Origin of the sequence: Pseudomonas sp. YL2, assembly GCF_023063025.1 — a bacterium.
Classification (GTDB): domain Bacteria; phylum Pseudomonadota; class Gammaproteobacteria; order Pseudomonadales; family Pseudomonadaceae; genus Aquipseudomonas; species Aquipseudomonas putida_A.
The window spans coordinates 19,795-44,689 of sequence record NZ_JAJSLU010000019.1; the positions used below are offsets into that span (position 1 = coordinate 19,795).

The following is a 24,895-nucleotide window of genomic DNA, read 5'->3' on the forward strand; positions in this document are numbered from 1 at the left end:
CTCTCACTTGCTTGACCGGTCTCTATGCCTACCCTGCGCTCCTTCTTTTTCGCGGCCCTGCTGGGCCTGAGTCTTTCCGTCGGCCCGCTTTACGCCGCCGAACCGCCGTCCAGCGAAGCCGTGCAGGCCAGCCTCGACAAACTGGCCGACAGCAAACTGCCGGATGCCGACAAAAAGAGCCTGCAGACGGTCCTGCAAACCACGCTCAATCAACTCAACAGCCGGCGTGATTACGACCAGAAGCTGATCGACCTCAAGCAGCAACTGGCCTCCGCCCCGCGGCAGACCATCGAGAACACCCGCGAACTGACGCGCCTCAAGGCCACGCCAGTGGTGCCGGTGGCGCAGCGCTTCACCAAAGAGTCGATCCAGCAGTTGGAGCAGATCCTCACCGATCGCTCGACCCAGCAGAGCGATCTGCAAAAGGCCCTGGCCGATGCCAACAGCCTGATCATCACCGCCCAGACTCGCCCCGAGCGTGCACAGGCAGAAATCTCTGCCAGCCAGACGCGCATCCAGCAGATCAACAACATCCTCAAGTCCGGTAAGGACGCGGGCAAGACCGTCAGCGCCGAGCAGCGCGACCAGTTGAACGCCGAGCTCGCCGCGTTGAACTCACTGATTCCGCTGCGCCGTCAGGAACTGGCGGGCAACAGCCAGTTGCAGGATCTGGGCAACAGTCAGCACGACCTGCTCTCGGAGAAGTCCGACCGTCTCGATCGCGAGATCCAGGAGCTGCAGACCCTGATCAACCAGAAGCGTCTGGCGCAATCTCAGGAAACTGTCACTCAGCAGTCGATCGAGGCGCAGAAGGCCGGCGGCAGCAGCCTGCTCGCCACCGAAAGTGCGGCCAACCTCAAGCTCTCCGATTACCTGCTCAAAAGCACCGACCGCCTCAACGAAGTCACTCAACAGAACCTGCAGACCAAACAGCAACTCGACAGCCTGACCCAAAGCGATTCGGCCCTCGACGAGCAGATCAACGTGCTCAAGGGCAGTCTGCTGCTGTCGAAGATTCTCTATAAGCAGAAACAGGCGCTGCCGCGACTCAAGGTCGACCGCGATCTGGCGGATCAGATCGCCGACATTCGCCTGTATCAATTCGAAGTCAGCCAGCAGCGCGAACTGCTGAGCAACCCGGCGACCTATGTCGACAACCTGCTCTCCACCCAGCCGCCGGAACAAGTCACCCCGCAACTGCGCAAGAGCCTGATGGAACTGGCCAACACCCGCGCCGACCTGCTGGAGCGCCTGAACCGCGAACTGAGCGCGGTGCTCAACGAATCGATCACCCTGCAACTCAACCAAAAACAACTGCTGAGCACCGCGCAAAGCCTGCGCGCGACCCTTGACGAGCAGATGTTCTGGATCCCCAGCAACAAGCCGCTGGACGCGGAATGGATTCGCGGCGTGCCAGAGCGGCTCAAGCGCCAGATCGACACCCTGCCGCTGGCCTCAAGCCTGAGCGAGCTGACCGACGGTCTGACCCAGCGTCCGCTGCTGTTCCTGCCGCTGGCCTTGCTGATCGGCGCTCTGCTGTGGCGGCGCAAGGCGCTTTATGCGCGCCTGAACAAGGTTCACCAAGACATCGGGCACTTCAAGCGTGACAGTCAGTGGCATACGCCCCAGGCGATTCTGATCAATATTCTGCTGGCGATGCCGGTAGCGCTGGGCCTGGGCCTGTGCGGCCTGGCCTTGCAGATCGACGCCCGCGGGCAAAACGCCAACATGGGCGCGGCGTTGCTGCAGATGGGCCAGGCGTGGCTGGTGTTCTACACCGCTTACCGGATTCTCTCGCCGGGCGGCGTGGCCGAGCTGCATTTCCGCTGGGACAAACCGCAGGTCGAGTTCCTTCAAGGCTGGATCCGCCGCCTCGGGCTGGTGGTGATGGCGCTGGTGACCGTGGTGGCGGTGGCCGAATTGCAACCGGCAGCGCTGGCTGACGACGTGCTCGGCATGCCGGTGGTATTGACCTGCTACGCCCTGATGGCGTGGCTGCTCAGCCGTCTGCTGATCAGCAGTCCGGCCCACGAAAACACCTCATTGTTCCGCAGGGCCGTGGGCGTGATGTTCACCCTGCTGCCAATCGCCCTGTTCGTCGCGGTGTGCTTCGGCTACTACTACACCGCGCTGAAACTCAGCGACCGGTTGATCAACACCCTGTACCTGCTGATGTTCTGGCTGGTGATCGAGGCTACCTTCGTCCGTGGTCTGGCGGTCGCCGCACGCCGCTTGGCCTATCAGCGCGCCCTGGCCAAACGTCAGGCGGCGAAAGAGGCCGGCGACGGCGAAGCGGTGATCGAAGAGCCGACCCTGGACATCGAAAAGGTCAACGAACAGTCGCTGCGCCTGATCCGTCTGGCACTGCTCGGCGGTTTCATCGCCGCGCTGTACTGGGTCTGGGCCGACCTGATCTCGGTGTTTTCGTACCTCGACAACATCACCCTTTACGAATACACCAGCGGCACCGGCGCCAACATGAGCATGGTGCCGATCAGCATCGGCGACATGCTCGGCGCGCTGATCATCATCGGCATCACCTTCGCCCTCGCCCGCAACTTGCCGGGTCTGCTGGAAGTGTTCGTGCTGTCGAAACTCAATCTGGCGCAGGGCAGCGCCTATGCGACCACGACGCTGCTGTCCTACGTGATCGCCGGCGTCGGTTTCGTTTCCACTCTGTCGACCCTCGGCGTCAGCTGGGACAAGTTGCAGTGGCTGGTGGCGGCGCTGTCGGTCGGTCTCGGTTTCGGTATGCAGGAGATCTTCGCCAACTTCATCTCCGGCATCATGATCCTGTTCGAACGCCCGGTGCGGATCGGTGACACCATCACCATCGGCAACCTGTCGGGCACGGTGAGCAAGATCCGCATCCGCGCCACGACCATCACCGATTTCGACCGCAAGGACATCATTGTCCCGAACAAGACGTTCATCACCGGGCAACTGATCAACTGGTCGCTGACCGATACCATCACCCGCGTCACCCTGAAACTCGGCGTGGATTACGGCTCCGACCTGGATCTGGTCAAGGAACTGCTGCTCAAGGCTGCCCGGGAAAACCCGCGCGTCCTCAAGGAACCCGAGCCGCACGTGTACTTCCTCAACTTCGGCGAAAGCACCCTCGATCACGAACTGCGCATGCACGTGCGTGACCTCGGTGACCGCAACCCGGTGATCGACGAAGTGAACCGCTTCATCAATCGCGAGTTCAAGAAGCAGCACATCAACATCTCGTTCCGCCAGATGGAGGTGTACCTGAAAAACCTTCATGGCCAGGAATACAAGTTGGTGCCGATCGAGGACGAGAACAAAACCATCGTGCCGATTGGCGCCGAGCAAAAGCCCCTGCAAGAGCCGCCGCCGGCCAAACTCGACTAACCGGTCTGATCCCAGCAGAATGTTCGGACATTCTGCTGGAGCCGGCCCTTGAAAGCCCTCGACGAACTGACCTTCGACAATCGCTTCGCCCGCCTCGGCGATGCGTTCTCCGCCCACGTGCTGCCCGAGCCGATCGACAACCCGCGTTTGGTCGTCGCCAGCCCGGCGGCCCTGGCCTTGCTCGATCTTGATCCGGCAACCGCTGAGACTCAGGAATTTGCTGAACTGTTCGGCGGCTACAAGTTGTGGGCCGATGCCGAACCACGAGCGATGGTCTATTCCGGGCATCAGTTCGGCGGCTACACGCCACAACTGGGTGATGGTCGCGGGCTGTTGCTTGGCGAGGTCTACAACAACGCCGGCGAACACTGGGACCTGCATCTGAAGGGCGCCGGGCAGACGCCGTTTTCGCGCATGGGCGATGGCCGCGCGGTGCTGCGTTCGTCGATTCGTGAGTTTCTCGCCTCCGAGGCGCTGCACGCGCTGAACATCCCGTCTTCACGTGCCGCCTGCGTGATTGGCTCCGACACTCCGGTGTGGCGCGAAAAGCAGGAACGCGCGGCGATGGTGCTGCGTCTGGCGCCAAGCCATGTGCGCTTCGGCCACTTCGAATACTTCTACTACACCAAGCGTCCCGAGCAGCAGAAATTGCTCGGCGAACACGTATTGGCGATGCACTATCCCGAGTGCCTGGAGCAACCGGAACCGTATCTGGCGATGTTCCGCGAGATCGTCGAGCGCAATGCCGAACTGATCGCCAAGTGGCAGGCCTACGGCTTCTGTCACGGGGTGATGAACACCGACAACATGTCGATCCTCGGCATCACCTTCGACTTCGGCCCGTTCGCCTTCCTCGACGATTTCGACGCCAACTTCATCTGCAACCACTCGGATGATCAGGGCCGCTACTCGTTCAGCAACCAGGTGCCGATCGGCCAGTGGAACCTCAGCGCTCTGGCCCAGGCCCTGACGCCGTTCATCAGCGTCGAAGCCTTGCGCGAAACCCTCGGTTTGTACCTGCCGTTGTTCCAGGCGCACTACCTCGACCTGATGCGCCGCCGCCTCGGTTTCACCAGCGCCGAGGATGACGACCAGAAACTGCTCGAAGACCTGTTGCAACTGATGCAGAACAGCGGCGTCGATTACACGCTGTTCTTCCGCCATCTCGGCGAAGAGTCCGCAGAGCAGGCTGTCGCCCGCTTGCGCGATGACTTCGTCGACATCAAAGGCTTCGATACCTGGGGCGAACGCTACGTGGCACGGGTTGCCCGCGATGGCGACAGCGATCAGGAACAGCGCCGGGCGCGGATGCACGCGGTCAACCCGCTGTACATCCTGCGCAACTATCTCGCGCAAAAAGCCATCGACGCCGCCGAACAAGGCGACTACTCCGAAGTACGCCGCCTGCATGCGGTGCTGAGCAAACCGTTCGACGAGCAGCCGGGGATGGAAGGTTATGCCGAGCGGCCGCCGGAGTGGGGCAAGCATCTGGAGATCAGTTGTTCGTCTTGAGGCTCCGGATTCAACCTTGATAAACGCCTCGTACGACTCCAGATCAGTCGTACGAGATATCAACTTAAACCGAGCCCGTCATGACCACTCCACTCCTCATCCCCTGCCCCGCCTGCAACGGCCTCAACCGCATCCCCGCCGAACGCTTGGGCGATCAACCGAAATGCGGGCGCTGCAAGTCCGCGGTGCTGTTGAGCAAGCCGTTCGAACTCAAGCAAGGCGATTACGCCAGCCAGATCAAAGGGGATCTGCCGTTGTTGGTGGATGTGTGGGCGGACTGGTGTGGGCCGTGCAAGTCCTTTGCGCCGGTATTCGAGCAGGCGGCCGCGCAGTTGGCGGGCAAGTGCCGCTTGGCCAAGCTCGACAGCGAGGCCAATCAGCAGTTGTCGGCGCAGTTGGGGATCCGTTCGATTCCGAGCCTGATTCTGTTCAAGAACGGGCGGGAGGTGGCGCGCCAGAGCGGGGCGTTTCCGTTGCCACAGTTGATGGCGTGGTTGCGTAGCCAGGGCATCTGACCCAACACAGATTCAATTGTAGGAGTGAGCCTGCTCGCGATGGCGTCTTTTCAGGCAACTCAGATGCTCGCAGAGAGGACGCCATCGCGAGCAGGCTCACTCCTACAGGGGATCTGAGTAGCTCAGGGGTCAGTGGTCTTCGAGCAGGTTGTGCAGCTCAACGAACTGCTGCGTCAGCTTGTGCCGAGGATCGAGGTGGATCAGCGGGGTGCTGGCCTGGTGCGACTCACGCATGCGCACCGAGCTGTTCAGATACACCGGCAGCACCGGCAAGCCCTCGGCAATCAGCTCATCGAGGATCTGCTGCGGCAGGCTGGCCCGGGCCTGGAACTGGTTGACCACGATGCCTTCGACTTCCAGACCTTCGTTGTGGTCCTCCTTCAACTCTCCGATCTCCGCCAGCAGGCCGTACAGCGCCTGCCGCGAGAAGCTGTCGCAATCGAAGGGAATCAATACCCGATCGGCGGCGATCAACGCCGACACTGCATAGAAGTTCAATGCTGGCGGGGTATCGAGATAAATCCGGTCGTATTCGCCATCTAGCTCATCGAGCAATTTGCGCAGCTTGTTGATCTTGTGCTTGGCCTCGAGCTTGGGCTGCAGGTCGGCCAGCTCAGCGGTAGCGGTGATGATGTGCAGGTTGTCGAACGGGGTTTCGTAGATGTCGGCCTGGTTTTTCTTCGAGAACGGCCCTGATGACAAGGTTTGCTTGAAGAAGTCGGCAATGCCCATCGGTATGTCATCGCCGGTGAGCCCCGTCAGGTACTGAGTGGAGTTGGCCTGGGCATCGAGGTCGACCAACAGCGTGCGATAGCCCTCGCTGGCACTCACCGCTGCCAGATTGCAGGCAATGCTGGATTTGCCCACGCCACCTTTCTGATTGAACACCACGCGCCGCATGACAAAACCTCCGTGTATCAAAGAATGACCGAGTGTAGTTGCCTGTGCGTGCGCTTCGCTACCTTCAACGAAGCGGACTACAGAGTCAGGCGCAAAAATCAGCGGGCACGGCGGGTAAAAACCTCCCGAGTGCGCCGATATGCCCGACAGACAAATCCCGCACGATCCGGATAATGGCCAAATGACATTTTTTCCACGAACCACTCGGTACATTTCGTTGCGTAAAACGTAACCAACATTTGCTACACACTCGTCGCACCGGGATAATGCGCGCCACCCGGCGCCATGCGCCACCTCAGGTCAGCCGCGGCCCTGGCGACTCAAAGCGTCATAAAAGCCCGCAGGGGCGGGATGAACATCCGTGATCAACTTCAACATCGCCCAATGGCGCGCGTGGGCCCCGGGGCTCGACAGCGTGGACGCGTGGCAGGCCTGGAGCCGACAACCGGTCGTACTCCCGAGCAGCGATGCCGCGCCCGATGTGTCGTTTCTGCCAGCCATGCAGCGCCGACGCCTCAGCCGTCTGGCGCGGATGGCGTTCAGCGTCGGCTGGCCGCTGGCCGACGGACGGGAGAACCTGCCGCTGGTGTTTGTTTCACGACACGGCGAAACCCCGCGCACCTTCGAGATCCTCAGTGATCTGGCCAAGGACGAGCCGTTGTCGCCGACCCAGTTCAGCCTGTCGGTGCATAACGCGATCATTGGTCTGTGGTCGATCATGCGCGGTGAAACCAGCGAAATGACTGCACTGGCGGCCGCAGGCGATGGCCTGGAACACGGCATCATCGAAGCCTCCGCCCTGCTCGCTGAAGGCGCTCCCGCGGTGCTGCTGATCATCACCGAAGAACAGCCGCCCGAGGCCTATTCGCAGTGGGTCGACGACGTGCCGTTCCCTTATGCGCTGGGTCTGCTGCTCACCCCCGGTACCGACTGGCGGCTGACCCTGAACAGCGGCCAGGAAACAGTGTCCAAAGCGCACTGGCCCCACGCGCTGAATCTGTTGCGCGCCCTGCTCGGTCAGCAAACCCATTGCCAACATGCCTGGAAAAATCGTGTATGGACCTGGCAACGCAACCCGTGACCGAGAAGAACCGCGACGCCTATTACTGGCGCTTGCTGGCCACCGCCGCCAGTTTCACCCTGTTCGGGCTCGGCGGGCTGTGCCTGCGCTTGCTGGTATTTCCGCTGCTCGGCTGTCTGCCGGGTGACGCGCTCAGGCATCGTCAACGCGCACGGCAAACCGTCAGTCGGCTGTTCTGGTTTTTCGTGCGGTTCATGGCCCGCACCGGTGTGCTGACTTATGACATTCAAGGGGCCGAACGCCTCGGGCGTCCAGGGCAGATGATCATCGCCAACCACCCGTCGCTGATCGACGTGGTGTTCCTGATCGGCCTGGTGCGCCAGGCCAATTGCGTGGTGAAGAAAAGCCTGTGGGAAAACCCCTTCACCCGCGGCCCGCTGCGCAGTACCGAATACATCAGCAACGACGGCAGCATGGACATGCTCGACGCTGCCGCCGAGTCCCTGCAAAACGGCCAGACCCTGATCATTTTCCCCGAGGGCACGCGCACTCAACCTGGTCAGGCGCCAGCCTTTCATCGGGGGGCTGCAGCGATTGCCCTGCGCGGTGCGAAAATCCTTACGCCAGTGGTCATCAAGGTCAATCCGACCACCCTGACCAAGGCCGAACCCTGGTATCGCATCCCCCACCGCCGCGTGCACTTCAGTTTTCGTGTCGGGGCCGATATAGATCCACAGACTTTCGCCACGCAAGGCCCGGCACCGCAGGCCTCGCGCAAGCTCAATGATTATTTGCACTCTTACTACATTAAGGAGCTCGCCGAAGATGAGCGATCTGCACCGTGAAATAAAACTGCTGATCATCGACGCCCTGGGCCTCGAAGACATCAGCGTCGACGACATCGGCGACGAGCAGACGCTGTTCGGCGAAGGCCTGGGCCTGGATTCGGTCGACGCACTGGAACTGGGTCTGGCGATCCAGAAAAAGTACGGTATCAAGATCGACGCCGACGCCAAAGACACCCGTAACCACTTCACCAATGTGGCGAGCCTTGCGGCGTTCGTCACGGCAAAACAGGCAGCTTGAGACCGGACCATGCAAACTCGTGACGACATTTTCAACACCCTGCGCGATGCCTTGGTCGAGCTGTTCGAACTGGATCCGGCGCGGATCAGCCTGGAGTCCAACCTGTATCAGGATCTGGAGATCGACAGCATCGACGCGGTCGACCTGATCGATCACATCAAACGCCAGACCGGCAAGAAAATCGCCGCCGAAGAATTCAAATCGGTGCGCACCGTCGGTGACGTGGTCGAGGCGGTCTACCGTCTGGTTCAACCGGCCGCATGAGCCGATTGATCGGCCTCGGCCTGCTGCTGGCGGGGCTGCTGTACCCCTTTGCGGTGTATTTCGGCATGGAGCACTTCGCCCCGTGGCAGTTCGGACTGCTGCTGGGCGGGCTGTGGCTGGCGCGCGCGCTGACCGGCGAGCGCAAACCCGGCAGCCGCTGGATGGCCTGCGTAGCGATCGTGTTCTGCCTGCTGCTGGCGCTGTTCGACAGTCCGCTGTTGCTGCGCTGGTATCCGGTGCTGATCAGCGGTTTCATGCTGGTGCTGTTCAGCCTGAGCCTGAAATACGGGCCGCCGATGGTCGAGCGTCTGGCGCGATTGCGCGAGCCGCAATTGCCGCCCGAAGCGATCCGCTACACCCGCCAGGTCACGGTGGCCTGGAGCGTGTTTTTCTTCTGCAACGGTTTGTGCGCCGCGCTCCTGACCCTGTGGGCGCCGCTGCATTGGTGGATGTTGTACACCGGCCTGATCTCCTACGGATTGATCGGCCTGATGTTTGCCATTGAATGGCTGATACGACAACGGGTAAGAGGCCGTAAATGAACTGGATAAAACTTGAGCAACTGTTGCTCAAGGCCCTGCCGGAGCGCGCGATCAGCGCCGCCCCGGCGCTCGACCACACGCAACTGCGCGAGCAGGCGCTGAGCGTTGCCGCCGGCCTGCAGGCACGCGGCGTGCAGCGCATGGCGGTGCATCTGGAAGATGCCGCCGACCTCGCCATCGCCCTGCTCGGGGCCTGGCGTGCGGGTGTCAGTGTATTGCTGCCCGCTGACCTGCAAGCGCAGACCCGCCAGCGCTGGTCGAATGAAGTCGATCTATGGCTGACCGATCACAGCGCGGATGTTCACTTGAGCGATCTGCTGCAGCCGGCCCTGCCCGGTGCTGAACTCGACCTCGAGCAGTGCCGCCTGAGCCTGTGCACCTCCGGCTCCAGCGGCGAGCCCAAGCGTATCGACAAGACCCTGCGCCAACTGGCCAACGAGGTCGAAGCACTGGAGCAACTGTGGGGCGCGGATCTGGGAGAAGCCTGGATCATCGGCAGCGTCGCCACCCAGCACATCTACGGTTTGTTGTTCCGGGTGCTGTGGCCGCTGTGCGCCGGACGCCCGTTCGTGCGCAGGCAACTGGCGTTTCCGGAAGACCTGCAGCGCGCCAGCCGCGAACACCCGGCCTTCGCCTGGGTCGGCAGCCCGGCATTGCTCAAGCGCATGGGCGATAACCTCGACTGGCCGGCCCTGAGCTCCGTGCGCCAAGTGTTTTCCTCCGGCGGCGCTTTACCCGCAGACGCGGCGCAGAGCCTGCAGCAACGCCTGCAACAGTGGCCGACCGAAATCCTCGGCAGCTCGGAAACCGGCGGCATCGCCTGGCGTCAGGGCGCCAGCCTGTGGCAGCCCTTCGCCGGGGTTGAACTGAGTCAGGACAGCGACGGCGCCCTGCTGATCGCCTCGCCCTACCTGCCAGCCGGGCATGTCGAGCACACCGCCGATGCCGCGCGCATTGCCGCCGACGGGCGTTTCGAACTGCTCGGGCGGCTGGACCGGATCGTCAAACTCGAAGAGAAGCGCATCTCCCTGCCGATGCTCGAACAGGCACTGGTCGCCCACGAGTGGGTCGCCGAAGCACGGCTGGGCGTGGTTCAGGAAAACCGCGCGGTACTTGGCGCCTTGCTGGTGCTCAGCGACGCCGGCCTGTTTGCCTTGTGCGAACACGGTCGTCGCAGCCTGACCGAAGCCCTGCGCAAACACCTGAGCCAGCATTGCGAAGCCCTGGCCTTGCCCCGGCGCTGGCGTCTGGTGCGACAACTGCCGCTGAACAGCCAGGGCAAGCTACCGCAGGCCGACATCGAAGCGCTGCTGCTGGCGCCACGGCCGAAAGCCCCGGAAGTGCTGGAGCAGGTTGAAACCGACGGCGAGTGGAGCCTGCAACTGGGTGTTCCGCCGGACCTGGCCTATTTCAGCGGCCACTTCCCCAAGGCCCCGGTGCTGCCCGGCGTGGTGCAAGTCGAATGGGCGCTGAACCTTGGCCGACATCTGCTGAACCTGTCTGGCAAATTTGCCGGCATGGAAGTGCTGAAATTCCAGCAACTGGTGCGCCCGGGCGATGAAATCCAGCTGCACCTGCGTTTCGATCCCGAGCGCGGCAAACTGTATTTCGCCTACCGTAACGACACCGCGACCTGCTCCAGCGGGCGAATCCTCCTGGGAACTGCCGATGCATAACCTGTGGCGAGGGAGCTTGCTCCCGCTGGGCTGCGAAGCGGCCCCAAACTCGGTCCACGCAAAACTGCGAGCGAGTGCTGCGCACTCGAGCGGGAGCAAGCTCCCTCGCCACAATGGGGGCGTGAATCATGCATAACCCCTGCGCCGTAATTCCGGTCTACAACCATGAAACCGCGATCGGCACCGTGGTCGACGCGCTGCTCGCCCAAGGCCTGCCGTGCATTCTGGTGGACGACGCCAGCACCCCGTCCTGCGCGCGAGTGCTGGATGCGCTGGCCGAACGCGAAAGCGTGCATCTGGTGCGCCTGACCCTCAATCAGGGCAAGGGCGGCGCGGTGATGACCGGCCTGCGCGAAGCGGCGCGCCTGGGCTTCACCCATGCCCTGCAAGTTGACGCCGACGGCCAGCACGACCTGCACGACGTCGCCCGTTTCGTCGAGGAATCCCGCGCCCACCCGGAGGCGATGATCTGCGGTTATCCGCTGTTCGACGAGAGCGTGCCCAAGGGCCGCTTGTACGCACGTTATCTGACCCACGTGATGGTCTGGATCAATACGCTGTCGCTGCAGATCCGCGATTCGATGTGCGGTTTTCGCGTCTATCCGCTGGCCCCGACGCTGGCGGTGATCGACTCGGCGCGGGTCGGCAAGCGCATGGATTTCGACTCGGACATCCTCGTGCGTCTGGCGTGGCGCAACCAGCCGATGCGTTGGCTGCAGACCAGCGTGCATTACCCGCTGGACGGCGTCTCGCACTTCCGTCTGCTGCACGACAACGCGCTGATTTCCAGCATGCACACCCGGTTGTTCTTCGGCATGCTGCTGCGCCTGCCCGTCATCCTCTGGCGCCGGTGGCGCACATGAGCGTCGAGACCGACAAGAAGCACTGGGCCGACCGCGAAGAGCGCGGCAGCTTCCTGCTGATGAAATTCACCGCGTTCGCCGCCAAGGTGCTTGGCCGACGCCTGCTCAGTCCGCTGCTGTACGGCATCGTCCTGTATTTCTTCCTGTTCGGCCGTACCGCGCGCAACAGTGCCTGGCAATACCAGCAACGGCTGGCCGACTGGAGCAACCGCGCCGAATTGCGCCCGAGTTACTGGCGGGTGTTCCGCCAGTTCATGGCGTTCGCCGATTCGCTGCTCGACAAGCTCGACGTGTGGAACGGCAAGATCCGTATCGAGCAGATCGAAATCATCGACCCGGCACTGCTGCGCAATCAGTTGCGCGGCAGTCGCGGGCAACTGCTGGTCGGCGCGCACCTAGGCAACCTCGAAGTCTGCCGGGCGCTGGCCGAGATCGGCGAAAAGGTCACCATGAACGTGTTGGTGCACACCAAGCACGCCGAGCAGTTCAATCGCTTACTGGGCGAGGCCGGGGCGACCAATCTGCGCCTGATCCAGGTCAGCGAACTGGACCCGGTGATCATGCTGCAACTGCACGAACGCCTGGAGCGCGGCGAGTGGCTGGCGATTGCTGGCGACCGCGTGCCGTTGCACGGCGGGCGCAGCGTCAGCGTGGACTTTCTCGGCCACCCGGCAGCGCTTCCGCAAGGCCCGTGGCTGCTGGCCGGTTTGCTCAAGTGTCCGGTCAATCTGCTGATGTGCCTGAAACAACCGGACGGCCACTATCGCCTGACCCTCGAGCCGTTCGCCGACAGCGTGACCTGGACACGCCGCGAGCGCGAGCAGGTCATTCATCAGTGGGCCACCCGCTATGCGCAGCGCCTGAGTCACTATTGCCTCGAAGCCCCGCACCAATGGTTCAACTTTTACCCTTTCTGGAAGACCGATGACGACGCCAACCCATGAGCCGGTAACCTTCGGCGAACGCCCTTTGCGCATCGAAGACGTGCTGGCCCTGGCCAACCGTCAGGCGCCCGTGCAGTTGCAGAGCGACGCCGCTTACCGCGAGCGCATCGCCAAAGGCGCACGGTTCCTCGATTCGCTGCTGGACAAGGAAGGCGTGATCTACGGCGTGACCACCGGTTACGGCGATTCCTGCGTGGTCGCGGTGCCGCTGCATCACGTCGAGGCACTGCCGCGTCATCTCTACACCTTCCACGGTTGCGGCCTCGGCAAACTGCTCGACGCGCAAGCCACCCGCGCCGTGCTGGCGGCGCGTTTGCAGTCGCTGTGTCACGGCGTGTCCGGGGTGCGCATCGAACTGCTGGAGCGCCTGCACGCCTTCCTCGAACACGACATCCTGCCGCTGATCCCCGAAGAAGGTTCGGTTGGGGCCAGCGGTGATCTGACGCCGCTGTCCTACGTCGCCGCCACCCTGTCCGGCGAGCGCGAAGTGCTGTTCCGTGGCGAACGCCGGCAAGCGGCCGACGTGCATCGCGAACTGGGCTGGACGCCATTGGTGCTCCGTCCGAAAGAAGCGCTGGCCTTGATGAACGGCACGGCGGTGATGACCGGCCTCGCCTGCCTCGCCTTCGCCCGCGCCGACTATCTGCTGCAACTGGCCACGCGCATCACCGCGCTCAACGTGGTCGCGCTGCAAGGCAATCCGGAACACTTCGACGAGCGTCTGTTCGCCGCCAAGCCGCATCCGGGGCAGATGCAAGTCGCCGCATGGCTGCGCAAGGATCTGGCGATCGACGCGCCGACCGCGCCGCTGCATCGCCTGCAGGATCGCTACTCGCTGCGCTGCGCCCCGCACGTGCTCGGGGTACTGGCCGACAGCCTGAACTGGCTGCGTGCGTTCATCGAGACCGAACTCAACAGCGCCAACGACAACCCGATCATCGACGCCGAAGCCGAGCGCGTGCTGCACGGCGGGCACTTCTACGGCGGGCACATCGCGTTCGCCATGGACAGCCTGAAAAATCTGGTGGCCAACGTCGCCGACCTGCTCGACCGGCAGCTCGCGCTGCTGGTCGACGAGCGCTACAACCACGGTTTGCCGAGCAACCTGTCCGGCGCCCCGGCGGATCGCGCCATGCTCAACCACGGTTTCAAGGCCGTGCAGATCGGCACCAGCGCCTGGACCGCCGAAGCGCTGAAAAACACCATGCCGGCCAGCGTGTTCTCACGCTCCACCGAGTGTCACAACCAGGACAAGGTGAGCATGGGCACCATCGCCGCCCGTGACGCGATCCGCGTGCTGGAGCTGACCGAACAAGTCGCCGCCGCCACGTTGCTCGCGGCCAATCAGGGCGTCTGGCTGCGTGGTCGCGATGAAGACGCACGCGCGCTGCCACCTTCGCTGGCCGCCATGCACGGAGAGCTGGCCAAGGACTTCCCGCCGGTCATCGAAGACCGTGCACTCGAAGGCGAATTGCGCCTGTGTCTGCAACGTATCGCCGAGCAACACTGGAGGCTGCATGCGTAGCGCCGGAGTGCTGCACGCCGACACGGAAATCCTCGTACCGTTTTTCGACGTCGACACTATGCACGTGGTCTGGCACGGGCATTACGTCAAATACCTGGAAGTGGCGCGCTGCGCGCTGCTCGACCAGATCGGCCACAACTACACGCAGATGTCCGAGTCCGGTTACGCGTGGCCGATCATCGACCTGCAACTGCGTTATGTGCGCGGCGCGGTGTTCGGCCAGCGCTTGAACGTACGCGCCAGTCTGGTGGAGTGGGAGAACCGCTTGAAGATCAATTATCTGATCACCGACCTGCAGACCGGTGAGCGCCTGACCCGTGCCAGCTCGGTGCAGGTAGCGGTCGAGATCAGCAGCCGCGAGATGCAACTGGCCTCACCCAAAGTGTTCACCGATGCGGTGGAAAGGATGCTGCGATGAAACTGTTCTGCAAATGCCTTGGCGCGATGGCGCTGCTCGCCGTGTCAACGCTGGCCAACGCCTTCGACCTGCAACAGCTCAGCGAGCAACTGGCGAAACCGGACGTGATCCACGGCCAGTTCATTCAGGAAAAACATCTGCGCGCCCTGCCTCAGCCGTTGATCAGCAAGGGCAGCTTCGTGCTGGCGAAAAATCACGGCCTGCTGTGGCTGCTCAAGACCCCGCTGCAACAGGATTACCGCATCACCGCCAACGGCATCGCCCGTCGTGACGGCAACGCTTGGCAGTTGCTGCCGAACAAGAGCGCCGGTGCCGAACAGAACCGCTTGTTCCTCGCTGTGCTGCAAGGCGACAGCAGCGGTTTGCAGCGGGATTTCGAACTGGCCCTGAGCGGCGACGCACAGCAGTGGAAACTCACGCTGACCCCGCGTTCGGTGCTGCTCAAGCAAGTGTTCAATCAGATCAATATCGACGGCGGTGAGCTGGTACAGACCATCGAACTGCTGGAAACCCAGGGCGACAGCACCGTGTTGCGCATGCAGGACAGTACCTCCGGTCAACCGTTGAGCGAAGCGGAGCAACATGACTTTGCCGAGTGAGCGCAGGCTGCCGTGGCTGTTTCTGATCCTGCTGCTGGCAGTCATCGCGCTGGCCGGGTGGCAGTGGCGCGACGGTGGGCCGCTGTCGGCCAACCTCATGGAACTGGTGCCCGGAACCAACCCTGACGCCCTCGAACTGCGCGCCGAACAGCGCATGCAGGAGCCGCTCAATCGGGAAATGCTGGTGCTGGTCGGCCACGCCGATCGCCAGCAAGCGGTGGCCATGGCGCAGACCCTCGGCGAGCAATGGCAGGCCAGCGGTCTGTTCGAAAAGGTTCAGTGGAACCTGCAGGCGGATCTGCCAGCGCTGCGCACGCAGTTGCTGCAAGGACGGCTGGCGATGCTCTCGGCGGATGACCGGCAACTGCTGAGCGAGCATCCCGATGCGTTCATTCAGCAACGGGTGCAGGCGCTGTTCGACCCGTTCAACGGTTTCACCCTGGTGCCGAGCCAGGACGACTGGCTGGGCCTGACCGGACGCATTCAGAACAGCCAGCCGAAACACGGCGCGGTGCAACTGGACATCGGCAGCGGCGCACTGGTCGCCGATGCCGACGGCAAGCGCTGGGTGCTGCTGCGCGCGCGCACCACCGGCAATGCCTTCGACATGAATCTGCCGCTGAAAGTCGCTGATCTGCTGCAGCACAGTCGCGAGCAGGCGGCGAAAGCCGACGTGCAACTGTTGGCCGCCAGCGGTCTGCTGTACGCCGCCAACGGCCAGCAACAAGCCACCCGCGAAATGACCTGGGTCGGCGGCGGCGCCACTCTCGGGATTCTGTTGTTGCTGCTGTTGGCGTTTCGCCGCTGGCGGGTGCTGCTGGCGTTCGTGCCGGTGCTGGTGGGCATGCTGTTCGGCGCGGTGGCCTGCGTGGCGCTGTTCGGCCACATGCACGTGATGACCCTGGTACTCGGCTCCAGCCTGATCGGCGTGGCGGTGGATTACCCGCTGCACTATCTGTCGAAAAGCTGGAGCCTCAAGCCGTGGCGCAGCTGGCCGGCGCTGCGCCTGACACTCTCCGGGCTGACGCTGAGCCTGATCACCAGCGCCATCGGTTATCTGGCGCTGGCCTGGACGCCCTTCCCGGCGCTGACGCAAATCGCAGTGTTCTCCGCTGCCGGATTGCTCGGTGCCTATCTGTCGGCGGTGTGCCTGCTGCCGGCCCTGCTGAACAACGTTGAGCTGCAACCGGCGCAATGGCCGCTGCGCCTGGCCGAGCGTTTGGTGCAGCTGCGCGAAACCCTGCTCGAACACGTGCGCACCCCGGTGCTGCTGGCGCTGCTGATCGCGTTCTGCGCTGGCGGTCTGGTGCAGCTGCAAAGCAAGAACGACATTCGCCAGTGGGTCGGTGCACCACAACGCCTGACCGATGAGGCGCAGACCATCGCGCGCATCACCGGCTATCAGCCGACCAGCCAGTTCTTCCTCGTACGCGGCGCCAATCAGCAGCAACTGCTGGAGCGTCAGGCCGCGTTGAGCGAGCGTCTGCAGCAACTGGTCAACCTCGACAAACTGCAAGGCTATCTGGCCCTCGATCAACTGCTCAGCCCACCGAGCCAGCAACAGCAAGTGCGCGAAGCGCTGAGCAAGCTGCCGCAATACTGGCAGCCATTGCTCGACCTCGGCGTACCGCTCGCGGCGTTGCAAACCGAGTTGCAGCAGTTGCAGAGCCTGCCTGCCGAAGACATCGACGCGGCACTGGCCGGACCGTTGGGCGAGCCTTACCGCACGCTGTGGCTCGGCCCGACCGCTGACGGCGTGGCGGCGATGACCAGCCTGCAAGGGTTGAACAATCCGTCACTGCTGCGGGTGCAGGCGCTGGACTTGCCGGGGGTGATACTGGTGGATCGTCTCGGCGAATTGAACAACGTGTTCGCCGCGACCCAGATCAGCGCCGCCGAACTGAAACTCGCCTCCTGCGTGTTGATCGTGCTGGTGCTGATCGTGCCGTTCGGCTTCGGCGGCGCCTTGCGCATCGTCGCTCTGCCGTTACTCGCGGCGCTGTGCAGCCTCGCCAGTCTCGGTTGGCTCGGTCAGCCGCTGACCCTGTTCAGTCTGTTCGGCCTGCTGCTGGTAACGGCGATCAGCGTCGATTACGCAATCCTCATGCGTGAGCAGGTCGGCGGTGCGGCTGTCAGCTTACTGGGCACCTTGCTGGCGGCGCTGACGACATGGCTGTCGTTCGGTCTGCTGGCGGTGTCGAGCACGCCGGCGGTGAGCAATTTCGGCCTGGCGGTCAGCCTCGGGCTGGCGTTCAGTTTCATTCTGGCGCCGTGGGCCGGACGTCACGTCCACCGCGCCGCCGTCGCAGAGCCGGCAGCATGATGGTCGTCGGTTTCTGGCTGATGGCCCTGGCGCTGTTCGCTGTGGCGACCCGTGTCGGTCGGCATTTCGGCCTGATCCCGATCGTCAGCCAGTTGCTGCTGGCCAGCTTCGGGTTGCCGCTGCTGATGTATTTCTGGATCGAACCGGGCTGGCAGCTCAGCGGTGCCGAACTGATTGCGCCGGTGTGGCTGAAAGACCTCTACAGCCTGAGTTTCGCGCTGTTGCTCGGGCACATTCTCAGTGATGTGATCGACCTGCGGCTGGACCGCCAGAGCGTGAAAATCGCCGTGCCGAGTTTTGCCGTGCCATTTGCCTCCGGTCTGGCGGCCGCCGCTTGGTTGCTGCCAGCGCAACCGTGGCTGAACTCGCTGGCGATCGGTCTGGTGTTCGCGATCACGGCGATCCCGGTGCTGTACCTGTACCTGCGCCACATCGACTATCCGCCCGCCGCCACCCGGCGTCTGGTGCAGACCGCCATCCTCATCGACCTGACCTGCTGGACGCTGTTCGGTCTCGCTCAGGGCAGTCTGCATTTGAGCAGCCTGTTGTTGCCGCTGGGACTGGCCTGCGTGCCGCTGCTGTTGAGTCTGCTGCGCGTGCGTCGACCGCTGACCTACAGCCTCGGTTTCTTTGCGCTGCTGGTGCTGGCCGAGCACTACAAACTCAACGCGCTGATTTTCGGCATCGGTTATCTGCTGTGCATGGCCTTGCTCAAAGTGCCGCTGGTGCTGCCATTGCCGGCGCGGTGGATGAGCCGTTTGCAGACATGGATCGCGATCCCGCTGATCCTCACCTTCGGTATCGTGCAGATTGACGTGCACAGCGCCCTCGCCAGTCTCGGCGCGGTGCAATGGGCGGCGCTGCTGCTGTTGCCGATTGCCAGTAAACTGCTCGGCAACTGGCTGGGCCTGGGCTGGGCCGGTGCGTCGTTCGAAGGCGCCAGCCGCTGGCGGGAAAGCGTGCTGCTGAACATTCGCGGGCTGAGCGAAATCGTCTTTCTCAACCTGTTGCTGCAACAACAGCTGATCAGCCCGGCGCTGTACTTCGCGCTGATGCTGATGGGCCTGATCGCGACGCTGTTGCCGGCCCTGATCGGCCTGCACCGCGCGCCCCTGAAAACCACCGCCACTGCGCCCGGGAGTTCACGTGCCAACCGTTGAAATGCAACGTCGTCAGGTAGTGATCATTGGTGCCGGCCCGTCCGGCGCCATCGCCGCTGCGCTGCTCACGCGCAAGGGCCACGATGTGCTGGTGCTCGAGCGCCAGCACTTCCCGAGGTTTTCCATTGGTGAAAGCCTGCTCAGCCATTGCCTGGACTTCGTCGAAGAAGCCGGCATGCTCGACGCCGTCAACGCCGCCGGATTCCAGCGCAAGACCGGTGCTGCGTTCGCCTGGGGCGAGCGCTACAGCGCCTTCGATTTCAGCGACACCTTCACCGCAGGTAAACCCACCACGTTCCAGGTGCAGCGCGCCGATTTCGACAAGCTGCTGGCCGATCAGGCTGCACTGCAAGGTGCCGAGATCCGTTACGGCGATGCCATCGTCCGCGTTGATTTCGACCGGGCCAAACCGCAGCTCGACGTGCTGCGCGAAGACGGCAGCGAGTACCGCGTCGAAGCGGATTTCGTACTCGACGCCAGCGGCTACGGGCGCGTGCTGTCGCGTTTGCTCGATCTGGAAGCGCCATCGAATTTCCCGGTGCGCCAGGCGGTGTTCACCCACGTTGAAGATCACATCGACAACCCGGCCTTCGACCGCGAGAAGATCCTCGTCACCACCCACCCCGAGCACCGCGACATCTGGTTCTGGACGATCCCGTTCAGCAACGGGCGCTGCTCGGTGGGCGTGGTCGCTGCCGCCGAACACTTCAAGGGTCGCGACAGCGATCTGGACGTCTGCCTGCGCGGCTTCATCGCCGAAACCCCAAGCCTCGCCGGCGTGCTGAACAACGCGGTGTGGGACACCCCGGCGCGCACCCTCGGTGGTTATGCGGCCAATGTGAAAACCCTGCACGGCCCGGGCTTCGCCCTGCTCGGCAACGCCGCGGAGTTTCTCGACCCGGTGTTCTCCTCCGGCGTGACCATCGCCATGCGTTCGGCGAGCATGGCCGCCGCGGTCCTGCACCGGCAGTTGCAGGGCGAAACCGTCGACTGGCAGCGCGAGTTCGCCGAGCCGCTCAAGCGTGGGGTCGACACCTTCCGCTGCTACGTCGAAGGCTGGTATGCCGGCACCTTTCAGGACGTGATTTTTTATCAAGACAGTCAGGCGGACATTCGCCGGATGATCTGCTCGATCCTCGCCGGCTACGCCTGGGATGAACGCAACCCGTTCGTCAGCGAAGCGCGCCGCCGGTTGAAGATGATTTCCGAACTCTGTGCAAAGGACGCCCCATGAATTATTTGAGCGACAGCTACGTCGAGGAAACCCGCTTCGGTTTCTGGTTCCTGCGCAGCCACACCTGGCAGCACCATGTGTTGCGCGTGGCGATCAACGATTTGCGCGGGTTGTTCAGCGAGTCGCTGCCGGCCCATCCGGTGCTGCTGGATGCTGGCTGCGGTCAGGGCAAATCGTTCCGGCATTTGCGCCAGACCTTCGCCCCGCTACGCTTGATCGGCGTCGATGCAGATCCGCACAGCCTTGAATTGAGCGCCGCAGAAGCGGCGCGCCAGGGTTTCGATGTGGAGCTGATCGGCAGTGACTGCGCGACGCTCAACGTCGCGGACGCCAGTGTCGACCTGCTGTTCTGCCATCAGACCTTTCATCACCTGGTCGAGCAGGAAAAGGCCCTCGCCGAGTTTTACCGCGTACTGAAGCCGGGCGGTTATCTGCTGTTCGCCGAGTCCACCGAGGCTTACATTGATACCTGGGTGATTCGCTGGCTGTTCCGCCATCCGATGCATGTGCAGAAGAGCGCGGCGCAGTACCTGGAGATGATTCGCCAGCAGGGTTTCGAGTTTGGCGAACGCAATGTCTCGTACCCGTATTTGTGGTGGAGCCGGTCGCAGGATTTCGGACTGCTGGAACGGTTTGGATTGCGCCGGCCGAAGCCGTTTGGCGAGCGTGAGGAAACGTTGGTGAATGTCGTCGCGCGAAAACCGCTTGAAGGTGGTCTCTGATGCGACACATAACCTGTAGGAGTGAGCCTGCTCGCGATAGCGGTGGGTCAGCCGACATGCTTTTCGAATGTGCCACCGTCATCGCGAGCAGGCTCACTCCTACAAGGTTTGTGGTGTGGCTGATGTTGGTGATGTTTACCCTGCTAAGTGGTTGCGCCAGCCAGGCCCCGCTGCCCGCGAGCAACCCGACGCTGCCGTTACCGCTGCAATTGCACATCGAACGTAATCAGGCCAATCAGCGTCAGGACTGGCTGTTGGTGATCCAGCGCGAAGGCTCCGGCATCCGCTGGTCGATGATGGACCCGCTGGGCATCCCCCTGGCGCGTCAGCAACTGATCGACGGTCGCTGGCAGGCCGACGGGCTATTGCCGCCCAACCCGGAAGCCCGGGAGCTGTTTGCCGCGCTGCTGTTCGCCCTGACCCCCTCCGGCGAACTGGCGCGCAATTATCCCGCCGCGCAGCAGCAGGGCGAGCAACGCACGCTGGCGCCGCGCTGGGCGGTCCGTTATGCACAACCGTTGAGTTTCCAATTGAATCTGCCCCAAGGCCCGCACTATCGGGTTTCTCCTCTCGGTGAACCGACGCCATGACTGCCTACCTCAATGCCCTCGGCGTGATCTGCGCGCTGGGTCGCGACAAGCACCAGGTCGCTCACAACCTGTTTGCCGGTGACTGCTCGGGCATGCGCCGCGAGTCCGGCTGGGTGGCCGGGCGTGAGTTGCCGGTGGCGGCGGTGCACGGTGAACTGGCGGCGATTCCGGCCGAACTGGCCGACCAGAGCAGCCGCAATAATCAACTGCTGCTGGAAGCCGCACTGCAGATTCGCGAGGACATCGATCGGGCGATCCAGACCTATGGTCGCGCGCGCATCGGCGTGGTGCTCGGCACCAGCACCTCGGGGATCGACGAAGCCAGTCGCGGGTTGGCGCACTACCTTCGTGAGCAGCAGTTCCCGGCCGAGTACGACTATCGGCAACAGGAACTCGGCGCCCCGGCGAATTTTCTCGCCGACTGGCTGCAACTCAGCGGCCCGGCCTACGTGATTTCCACCGCCTGCACGTCCAGTGCGCGGGCGTTGATGAGCGCGCAGCGCTTGCTCGATCTGGGCCTGTGCGACGCGGTGCTGTGCGGCGGGGTCGACAGCCTGTGCAAACTCACGCTCAACGGTTTCAGCGCGCTGGAAGCGGTGTCCGACGAGCGCTGCAATCCGTTCTCGGCCAACCGCAACGGCATCAACATCGGCGAAGCGGCGGTGCTGTTCCTGATGAGCAAGCAGCGCTGCGACGGCCCGGCCATTGCCCTGCTCGGCAGCGGCGCCAGCTCCGACGCGCACCACATTTCCGCGCCGGAACCGAGCGGCCGCGGCGCCCTGCAAGCGATGCAGAAAGCCTTGAGCCGCGCACAGCTGCAAGCGGCGCAAATCAGCTACCTGAACCTGCACGGCACCGCGACCCAGCACAACGATGCGATGGAAAGTCTGGCGGTCGCCACGCTGTTCCCGGGCGGCGTGGCCTGCTCGTCGACCAAGCCGATGACCGGCCACACCCTCGGCGCTGCCGGCGCCCTCGAAGCGGCGTTCTGCTGGCTGAGCCTGAGCGCCGACAACCCGCAGCACGCCCTGCCGCCACACGTCTGGGACGCCCAGCCCGACCCCGACTTGCCGGCGCTGAAGTGGGTGACCGCGAGCGAACGCCTGTCGTCCATTGCACCCCGCTACCTGATGAGCAACTCGTTTGCTTTCGGCGGCAACAACGTCAGCCTGATTATCGGAGACGCCCCATGAACGACTGGCCGCTCGCCGAACTGCTGCCCCACGCTGGCGACATGATTCTGATCGACCGCATCCTCAGCTTCGACGAGGAGCAGATCCACACCCGCCTCACGGTCAAGCCCGATGGCTTGTTCAACCTGCCCGACGGCAGCCTGCCGGCGTGGGTTGGCATCGAGTTGATGGCGCAGAGCGTCGCCGCGTTCGCCGGTTGCCATGCACGGCAGAAGGGCAACCCGGTGGAGCTCGGCTTCCTCCTCGGCACGCGCAAATTCGAGTGCAACGTCGAGGCGTTTCCGGCCGGCAGCGAACTGACTATCCATGGCATCCGTTCGCTGGAAGACGACAACGGCATGGGTGTTTTCGAATGCCACATCAACGCCCCCGGCATCGAGGCCAGTGCACGCTTGAACGTGTTCCGCCCGCCGCAGCCCAGCCAATACCTTGAACAAAACAGAGAGTCGAACGATGACTGAATCCGTACTGGTCACCGGCTCCAGCCGTGGCATCGGCCGCGCCATTGCCTTGCGTCTGGCGCAGGCCGGGCACGACATCGTCCTGCATTGCCGCAGCGGCGTGGCTGAAGCCCAAGCGGTGAAAGCCGAAGTCGAAGCGCTGGGCCGCAACGCGCGCGTCCTGCAATTCGACGTCGCCGACCGCGAAACCTGCAAAACCATTCTTGAAGCCGACGTCGAAACCCACGGTGCCTATTACGGCGTGGTGCTCAACGCCGGCCTGACCCGCGATGGCGCGTTTCCGGCGCTGAGCGATGACGATTGGGACGTGGTGCTGCGCACCAATCTCGACGGTTTCTACAACGTCCTGCACCCGGTGATGATGCCGATGATCCGTCGTCGCGCCGCCGGTCGGATCGTCTGCATCACTTCGGTGTCGGGTTTGATCGGCAACCGTGGCCAGGTCAACTACAGCGCCTCCAAGGCCGGGGTGATCGGTGCGGCGAAAGCGTTGGCGATTGAACTGGGCAAGCGCAAAATCACGGTTAATTGCGTCGCGCCGGGCCTGATCGACACGGCGATGCTCGACGAAAACGTGCCGGTGGAAGATCTGATGAAAATGATCCCCGCACAACGCATGGGCACCCCGGAAGAGGTCGCTGCTGCGGTGAATTTCCTGATGTCGGCGGAAGCCTCGTACATCACCCGCCAGGTCCTGGCGGTCAACGGAGGCTTGTGCTGATGAAGCGCGTTGTCGTCACCGGCATGGCCGGCATCACTTCGCTGGGCAGCGACTGGCAGACCATCGCCGGCAACTTCGCGGCCAACCGCAGCGGCATCCGCCGCATGGACGAGTGGGACCGCTTCAGCGAACTCAACACCCGCCTGGCCGGGCCGATCGATGATTTTGTCGTACCGCCGCACTGGACCCGCAAGCAACTGCGCAGCATGGGCCGGGTGTCACGGCTGGCGGTGGGTGCGGCGGAACAGGCGCTGGCTGACGCCGGCCTGCTCGGTGACGAATCGATCAAGGACGGGCGCATGGGTGTGGCCTGCGGCTCATCCACCGGCAGCACCGACGAGATCAAGGCGTTCGGCAACATGCTGCTCAACTCGGTGGCCGAAGGCCTCAACGCCAACTCCTACGTGCGGATGATGCCGCACACTACCGCGGCCAACATCAGCATCTTCTTCGGCCTCACCGGGCGGCTGATCCCGACGTCCAGCGCCTGCACCAGCGGCAGTCAGGGCATCGGCTACGCCTACGAGACGATCAAGTTCGGACGGCTGCCGCTGATGCTCGCCGGCGGTGCCGAAGAGCTGTGCCCGACCGAAGCCATGGTCTTCGACGCGCTGTACGCCACCAGCCTGAAAAACGACGCGCCACAGACCAGCCCACGTCCGTACGACAAGGGCCGCGACGGTCTGGTGATCGGCGAAGGTGGCGGCATGCTGGTGCTCGAAGAGCTGGAGCATGCGCTGGCTCGCGGGGCGCGGATCCACGCCGAGATCGTCGGTTTCGGCAGCAACGCCGACGGCCAGCACACCACTCGCCCCGAGCAGATCACCATGCGCCGCGCCATGGAACTGGCGCTGGAAGACGCCGGGCTGACGCCGGATGCCATCGGTTACGTCAATGGTCACGGCACGGCTACAGAACAGGGCGACATTGCCGAAACACTGGCGACCAGCAGTCTGTTCGGCGAACACATGCCGATCAGCTCCCAGAAGAGTTTCCTCGGCCACACGCTGGGGGCCTGTGGCGCGCTGGAGTCGTGGTTCAGCATCGAGATGCTCAATCGCGACCTGTACGTGCACACGCTCAACCTCGACGAGGTCGACCCGCACTGCGGCAAGCTCGATTACCTGCGCGGCGAATTCCGCCAGATGCATCACGAGTACGTGATGAACAACAATTTCGCTTTTGGTGGCGTCAACACCTCGTTGATTTTCCGCCGCTGGCACTGACCGCAACATGTTTGGAGTGAAG

General features: G+C 63.4%; 24 protein-coding genes. 23 read left to right on the forward strand and 1 reads right to left on the reverse strand.

Going from position 1 to position 24,895, the window contains the following annotated elements; genetic code table 11:
* Nucleotides 1–24: 24 nt before the first annotated feature.
* From mscK to trxC, 3 genes are all read left to right on the forward strand, one after another.
* Nucleotides 25–3,378, forward strand: a complete 3,354-nt coding sequence (gene mscK / locus LVD08_RS22800; protein WP_097087044.1) for a mechanosensitive channel MscK — start codon at nucleotides 25–27, stop codon at nucleotides 3,376–3,378.
* A 48-nt stretch (nucleotides 3,379–3,426) separates the two neighbouring features.
* Nucleotides 3,427–4,890: a protein adenylyltransferase SelO gene (gene selO / locus LVD08_RS22805; protein ID WP_247269324.1), complete on the forward strand. Its 1,464-nt coding sequence runs from the start codon at nucleotides 3,427–3,429 to the stop codon at nucleotides 4,888–4,890.
* Between the two features lie 80 nt (nucleotides 4,891–4,970).
* Complete coding sequence (gene trxC / locus LVD08_RS22810; RefSeq protein WP_027611346.1) at nucleotides 4,971–5,405, forward strand: thioredoxin TrxC; 435 nt, start codon at nucleotides 4,971–4,973, stop codon at nucleotides 5,403–5,405.
* Between the two features lie 129 nt (nucleotides 5,406–5,534).
* Here the strand turns inward: trxC and LVD08_RS22815 are convergent, their stop codons facing one another.
* On the reverse strand, nucleotides 5,535–6,305 hold the full coding sequence (locus LVD08_RS22815; protein ID WP_007967296.1) for a ParA family protein: 771 nt from the start codon (nucleotides 6,303–6,305) through the stop codon (nucleotides 5,535–5,537).
* Nucleotides 6,306–6,666: 361 nt separating this feature from the next.
* Here LVD08_RS22815 and LVD08_RS22820 point away from each other — a divergent pair, with 361 nt between their 5' ends.
* The 20 genes from LVD08_RS22820 to LVD08_RS22915 all read left to right on the forward strand — a co-directional run bounded on the left by LVD08_RS22820 (nucleotide 6,667) and on the right by LVD08_RS22915 (nucleotide 24,873).
* Complete coding sequence (locus LVD08_RS22820) at nucleotides 6,667–7,386, forward strand: beta-ketoacyl synthase chain length factor (RefSeq protein ID WP_103368705.1); 720 nt, start codon at nucleotides 6,667–6,669, stop codon at nucleotides 7,384–7,386.
* The gene (locus LVD08_RS22825) at nucleotides 7,362–8,171 is read left to right on the forward strand and encodes a lysophospholipid acyltransferase family protein (RefSeq protein ID WP_027611343.1); all 810 of its coding nucleotides are present in this window, start codon (nucleotides 7,362–7,364) and stop codon (nucleotides 8,169–8,171) included. Before LVD08_RS22820 ends, LVD08_RS22825 begins: the two co-directional genes overlap by 25 nt.
* Nucleotides 8,152–8,412: a phosphopantetheine-binding protein gene (locus LVD08_RS22830; RefSeq protein WP_007967290.1), complete on the forward strand. Its 261-nt coding sequence runs from the start codon at nucleotides 8,152–8,154 to the stop codon at nucleotides 8,410–8,412. The genes LVD08_RS22825 and LVD08_RS22830 overlap by 20 nt, the downstream gene beginning before the upstream one ends.
* Before the next feature lie 9 nt (nucleotides 8,413–8,421).
* Complete coding sequence (locus LVD08_RS22835) at nucleotides 8,422–8,676, forward strand: acyl carrier protein (RefSeq protein ID WP_003220947.1); 255 nt, start codon at nucleotides 8,422–8,424, stop codon at nucleotides 8,674–8,676.
* On the forward strand, nucleotides 8,673–9,218 hold the full coding sequence (locus LVD08_RS22840; RefSeq protein WP_027611342.1) for a COG4648 family protein: 546 nt from the start codon (nucleotides 8,673–8,675) through the stop codon (nucleotides 9,216–9,218). Before LVD08_RS22835 ends, LVD08_RS22840 begins: the two co-directional genes overlap by 4 nt.
* Nucleotides 9,215–10,894 carry an acyl-CoA synthetase family protein gene (locus tag LVD08_RS22845; RefSeq protein WP_247269325.1) on the forward strand — a complete coding sequence of 560 codons (1,680 nt, stop codon included), beginning with the start codon at nucleotides 9,215–9,217 and terminating at the stop codon, nucleotides 10,892–10,894. Before LVD08_RS22840 ends, LVD08_RS22845 begins: the two co-directional genes overlap by 4 nt.
* A 128-nt stretch (nucleotides 10,895–11,022) precedes the next feature.
* Entirely contained in the window at nucleotides 11,023–11,757 is a 735-nt protein-coding gene (locus LVD08_RS22850) for a glycosyltransferase family 2 protein (protein WP_247269326.1), read from the forward strand.
* The gene (locus LVD08_RS22855) at nucleotides 11,754–12,701 is read left to right on the forward strand and encodes an LpxL/LpxP family acyltransferase (RefSeq protein WP_247269327.1); all 948 of its coding nucleotides are present in this window, start codon (nucleotides 11,754–11,756) and stop codon (nucleotides 12,699–12,701) included. Before LVD08_RS22850 ends, LVD08_RS22855 begins: the two co-directional genes overlap by 4 nt.
* Complete coding sequence (locus LVD08_RS22860; protein WP_247269328.1) at nucleotides 12,682–14,226, forward strand: HAL/PAL/TAL family ammonia-lyase; 1,545 nt, start codon at nucleotides 12,682–12,684, stop codon at nucleotides 14,224–14,226. Before LVD08_RS22855 ends, LVD08_RS22860 begins: the two co-directional genes overlap by 20 nt.
* Nucleotides 14,219–14,644: an acyl-CoA thioesterase gene (locus LVD08_RS22865; RefSeq protein ID WP_027611337.1), complete on the forward strand. Its 426-nt coding sequence runs from the start codon at nucleotides 14,219–14,221 to the stop codon at nucleotides 14,642–14,644. The genes LVD08_RS22860 and LVD08_RS22865 overlap by 8 nt, the downstream gene beginning before the upstream one ends.
* A complete protein-coding gene (locus tag LVD08_RS22870) occupies nucleotides 14,641–15,243 on the forward strand; it encodes an outer membrane lipoprotein carrier protein LolA (RefSeq protein ID WP_247269329.1) in 603 nt (200 codons plus the stop codon). Before LVD08_RS22865 ends, LVD08_RS22870 begins: the two co-directional genes overlap by 4 nt.
* Nucleotides 15,227–17,566, forward strand: a complete 2,340-nt coding sequence (locus tag LVD08_RS22875) for an MMPL family transporter (protein WP_247269330.1) — start codon at nucleotides 15,227–15,229, stop codon at nucleotides 17,564–17,566. The genes LVD08_RS22870 and LVD08_RS22875 overlap by 17 nt, the downstream gene beginning before the upstream one ends.
* Nucleotides 17,563–18,726 carry a sodium:proton antiporter gene (locus tag LVD08_RS22880; protein WP_103368712.1) on the forward strand — a complete coding sequence of 388 codons (1,164 nt, stop codon included), beginning with the start codon at nucleotides 17,563–17,565 and terminating at the stop codon, nucleotides 18,724–18,726. The genes LVD08_RS22875 and LVD08_RS22880 overlap by 4 nt, the downstream gene beginning before the upstream one ends.
* Entirely contained in the window at nucleotides 18,713–19,960 is a 1,248-nt protein-coding gene (locus LVD08_RS22885; protein ID WP_247269331.1) for an NAD(P)/FAD-dependent oxidoreductase, read from the forward strand. Before LVD08_RS22880 ends, LVD08_RS22885 begins: the two co-directional genes overlap by 14 nt.
* Nucleotides 19,957–20,682 carry a class I SAM-dependent methyltransferase gene (locus tag LVD08_RS22890; RefSeq protein ID WP_247269332.1) on the forward strand — a complete coding sequence of 242 codons (726 nt, stop codon included), beginning with the start codon at nucleotides 19,957–19,959 and terminating at the stop codon, nucleotides 20,680–20,682. Before LVD08_RS22885 ends, LVD08_RS22890 begins: the two co-directional genes overlap by 4 nt.
* A complete protein-coding gene (locus LVD08_RS22895) occupies nucleotides 20,682–21,272 on the forward strand; it encodes a hypothetical protein (protein ID WP_431061411.1) in 591 nt (196 codons plus the stop codon). The genes LVD08_RS22890 and LVD08_RS22895 overlap by 1 nt, the downstream gene beginning before the upstream one ends.
* Nucleotides 21,269–22,465, forward strand: coding sequence for a beta-ketoacyl-[acyl-carrier-protein] synthase family protein (locus LVD08_RS22900; protein ID WP_247269334.1), 1,197 nt, complete (start codon nucleotides 21,269–21,271; stop codon nucleotides 22,463–22,465). Before LVD08_RS22895 ends, LVD08_RS22900 begins: the two co-directional genes overlap by 4 nt.
* The gene (locus LVD08_RS22905) at nucleotides 22,462–22,926 is read left to right on the forward strand and encodes a hotdog family protein (protein ID WP_247269335.1); all 465 of its coding nucleotides are present in this window, start codon (nucleotides 22,462–22,464) and stop codon (nucleotides 22,924–22,926) included. The genes LVD08_RS22900 and LVD08_RS22905 overlap by 4 nt, the downstream gene beginning before the upstream one ends.
* On the forward strand, nucleotides 22,919–23,647 hold the full coding sequence (gene fabG, locus LVD08_RS22910) for a 3-oxoacyl-ACP reductase FabG (protein WP_247269336.1): 729 nt from the start codon (nucleotides 22,919–22,921) through the stop codon (nucleotides 23,645–23,647). Before LVD08_RS22905 ends, fabG begins: the two co-directional genes overlap by 8 nt.
* Nucleotides 23,647–24,873 (forward strand): beta-ketoacyl-ACP synthase, encoded by a 1,227-nt coding sequence (locus tag LVD08_RS22915; RefSeq protein WP_247269337.1) that lies wholly within the window; start codon nucleotides 23,647–23,649, stop codon nucleotides 24,871–24,873. Before fabG ends, LVD08_RS22915 begins: the two co-directional genes overlap by 1 nt.
* The last annotated feature ends 22 nt before the right edge of the window (nucleotides 24,874–24,895 follow it).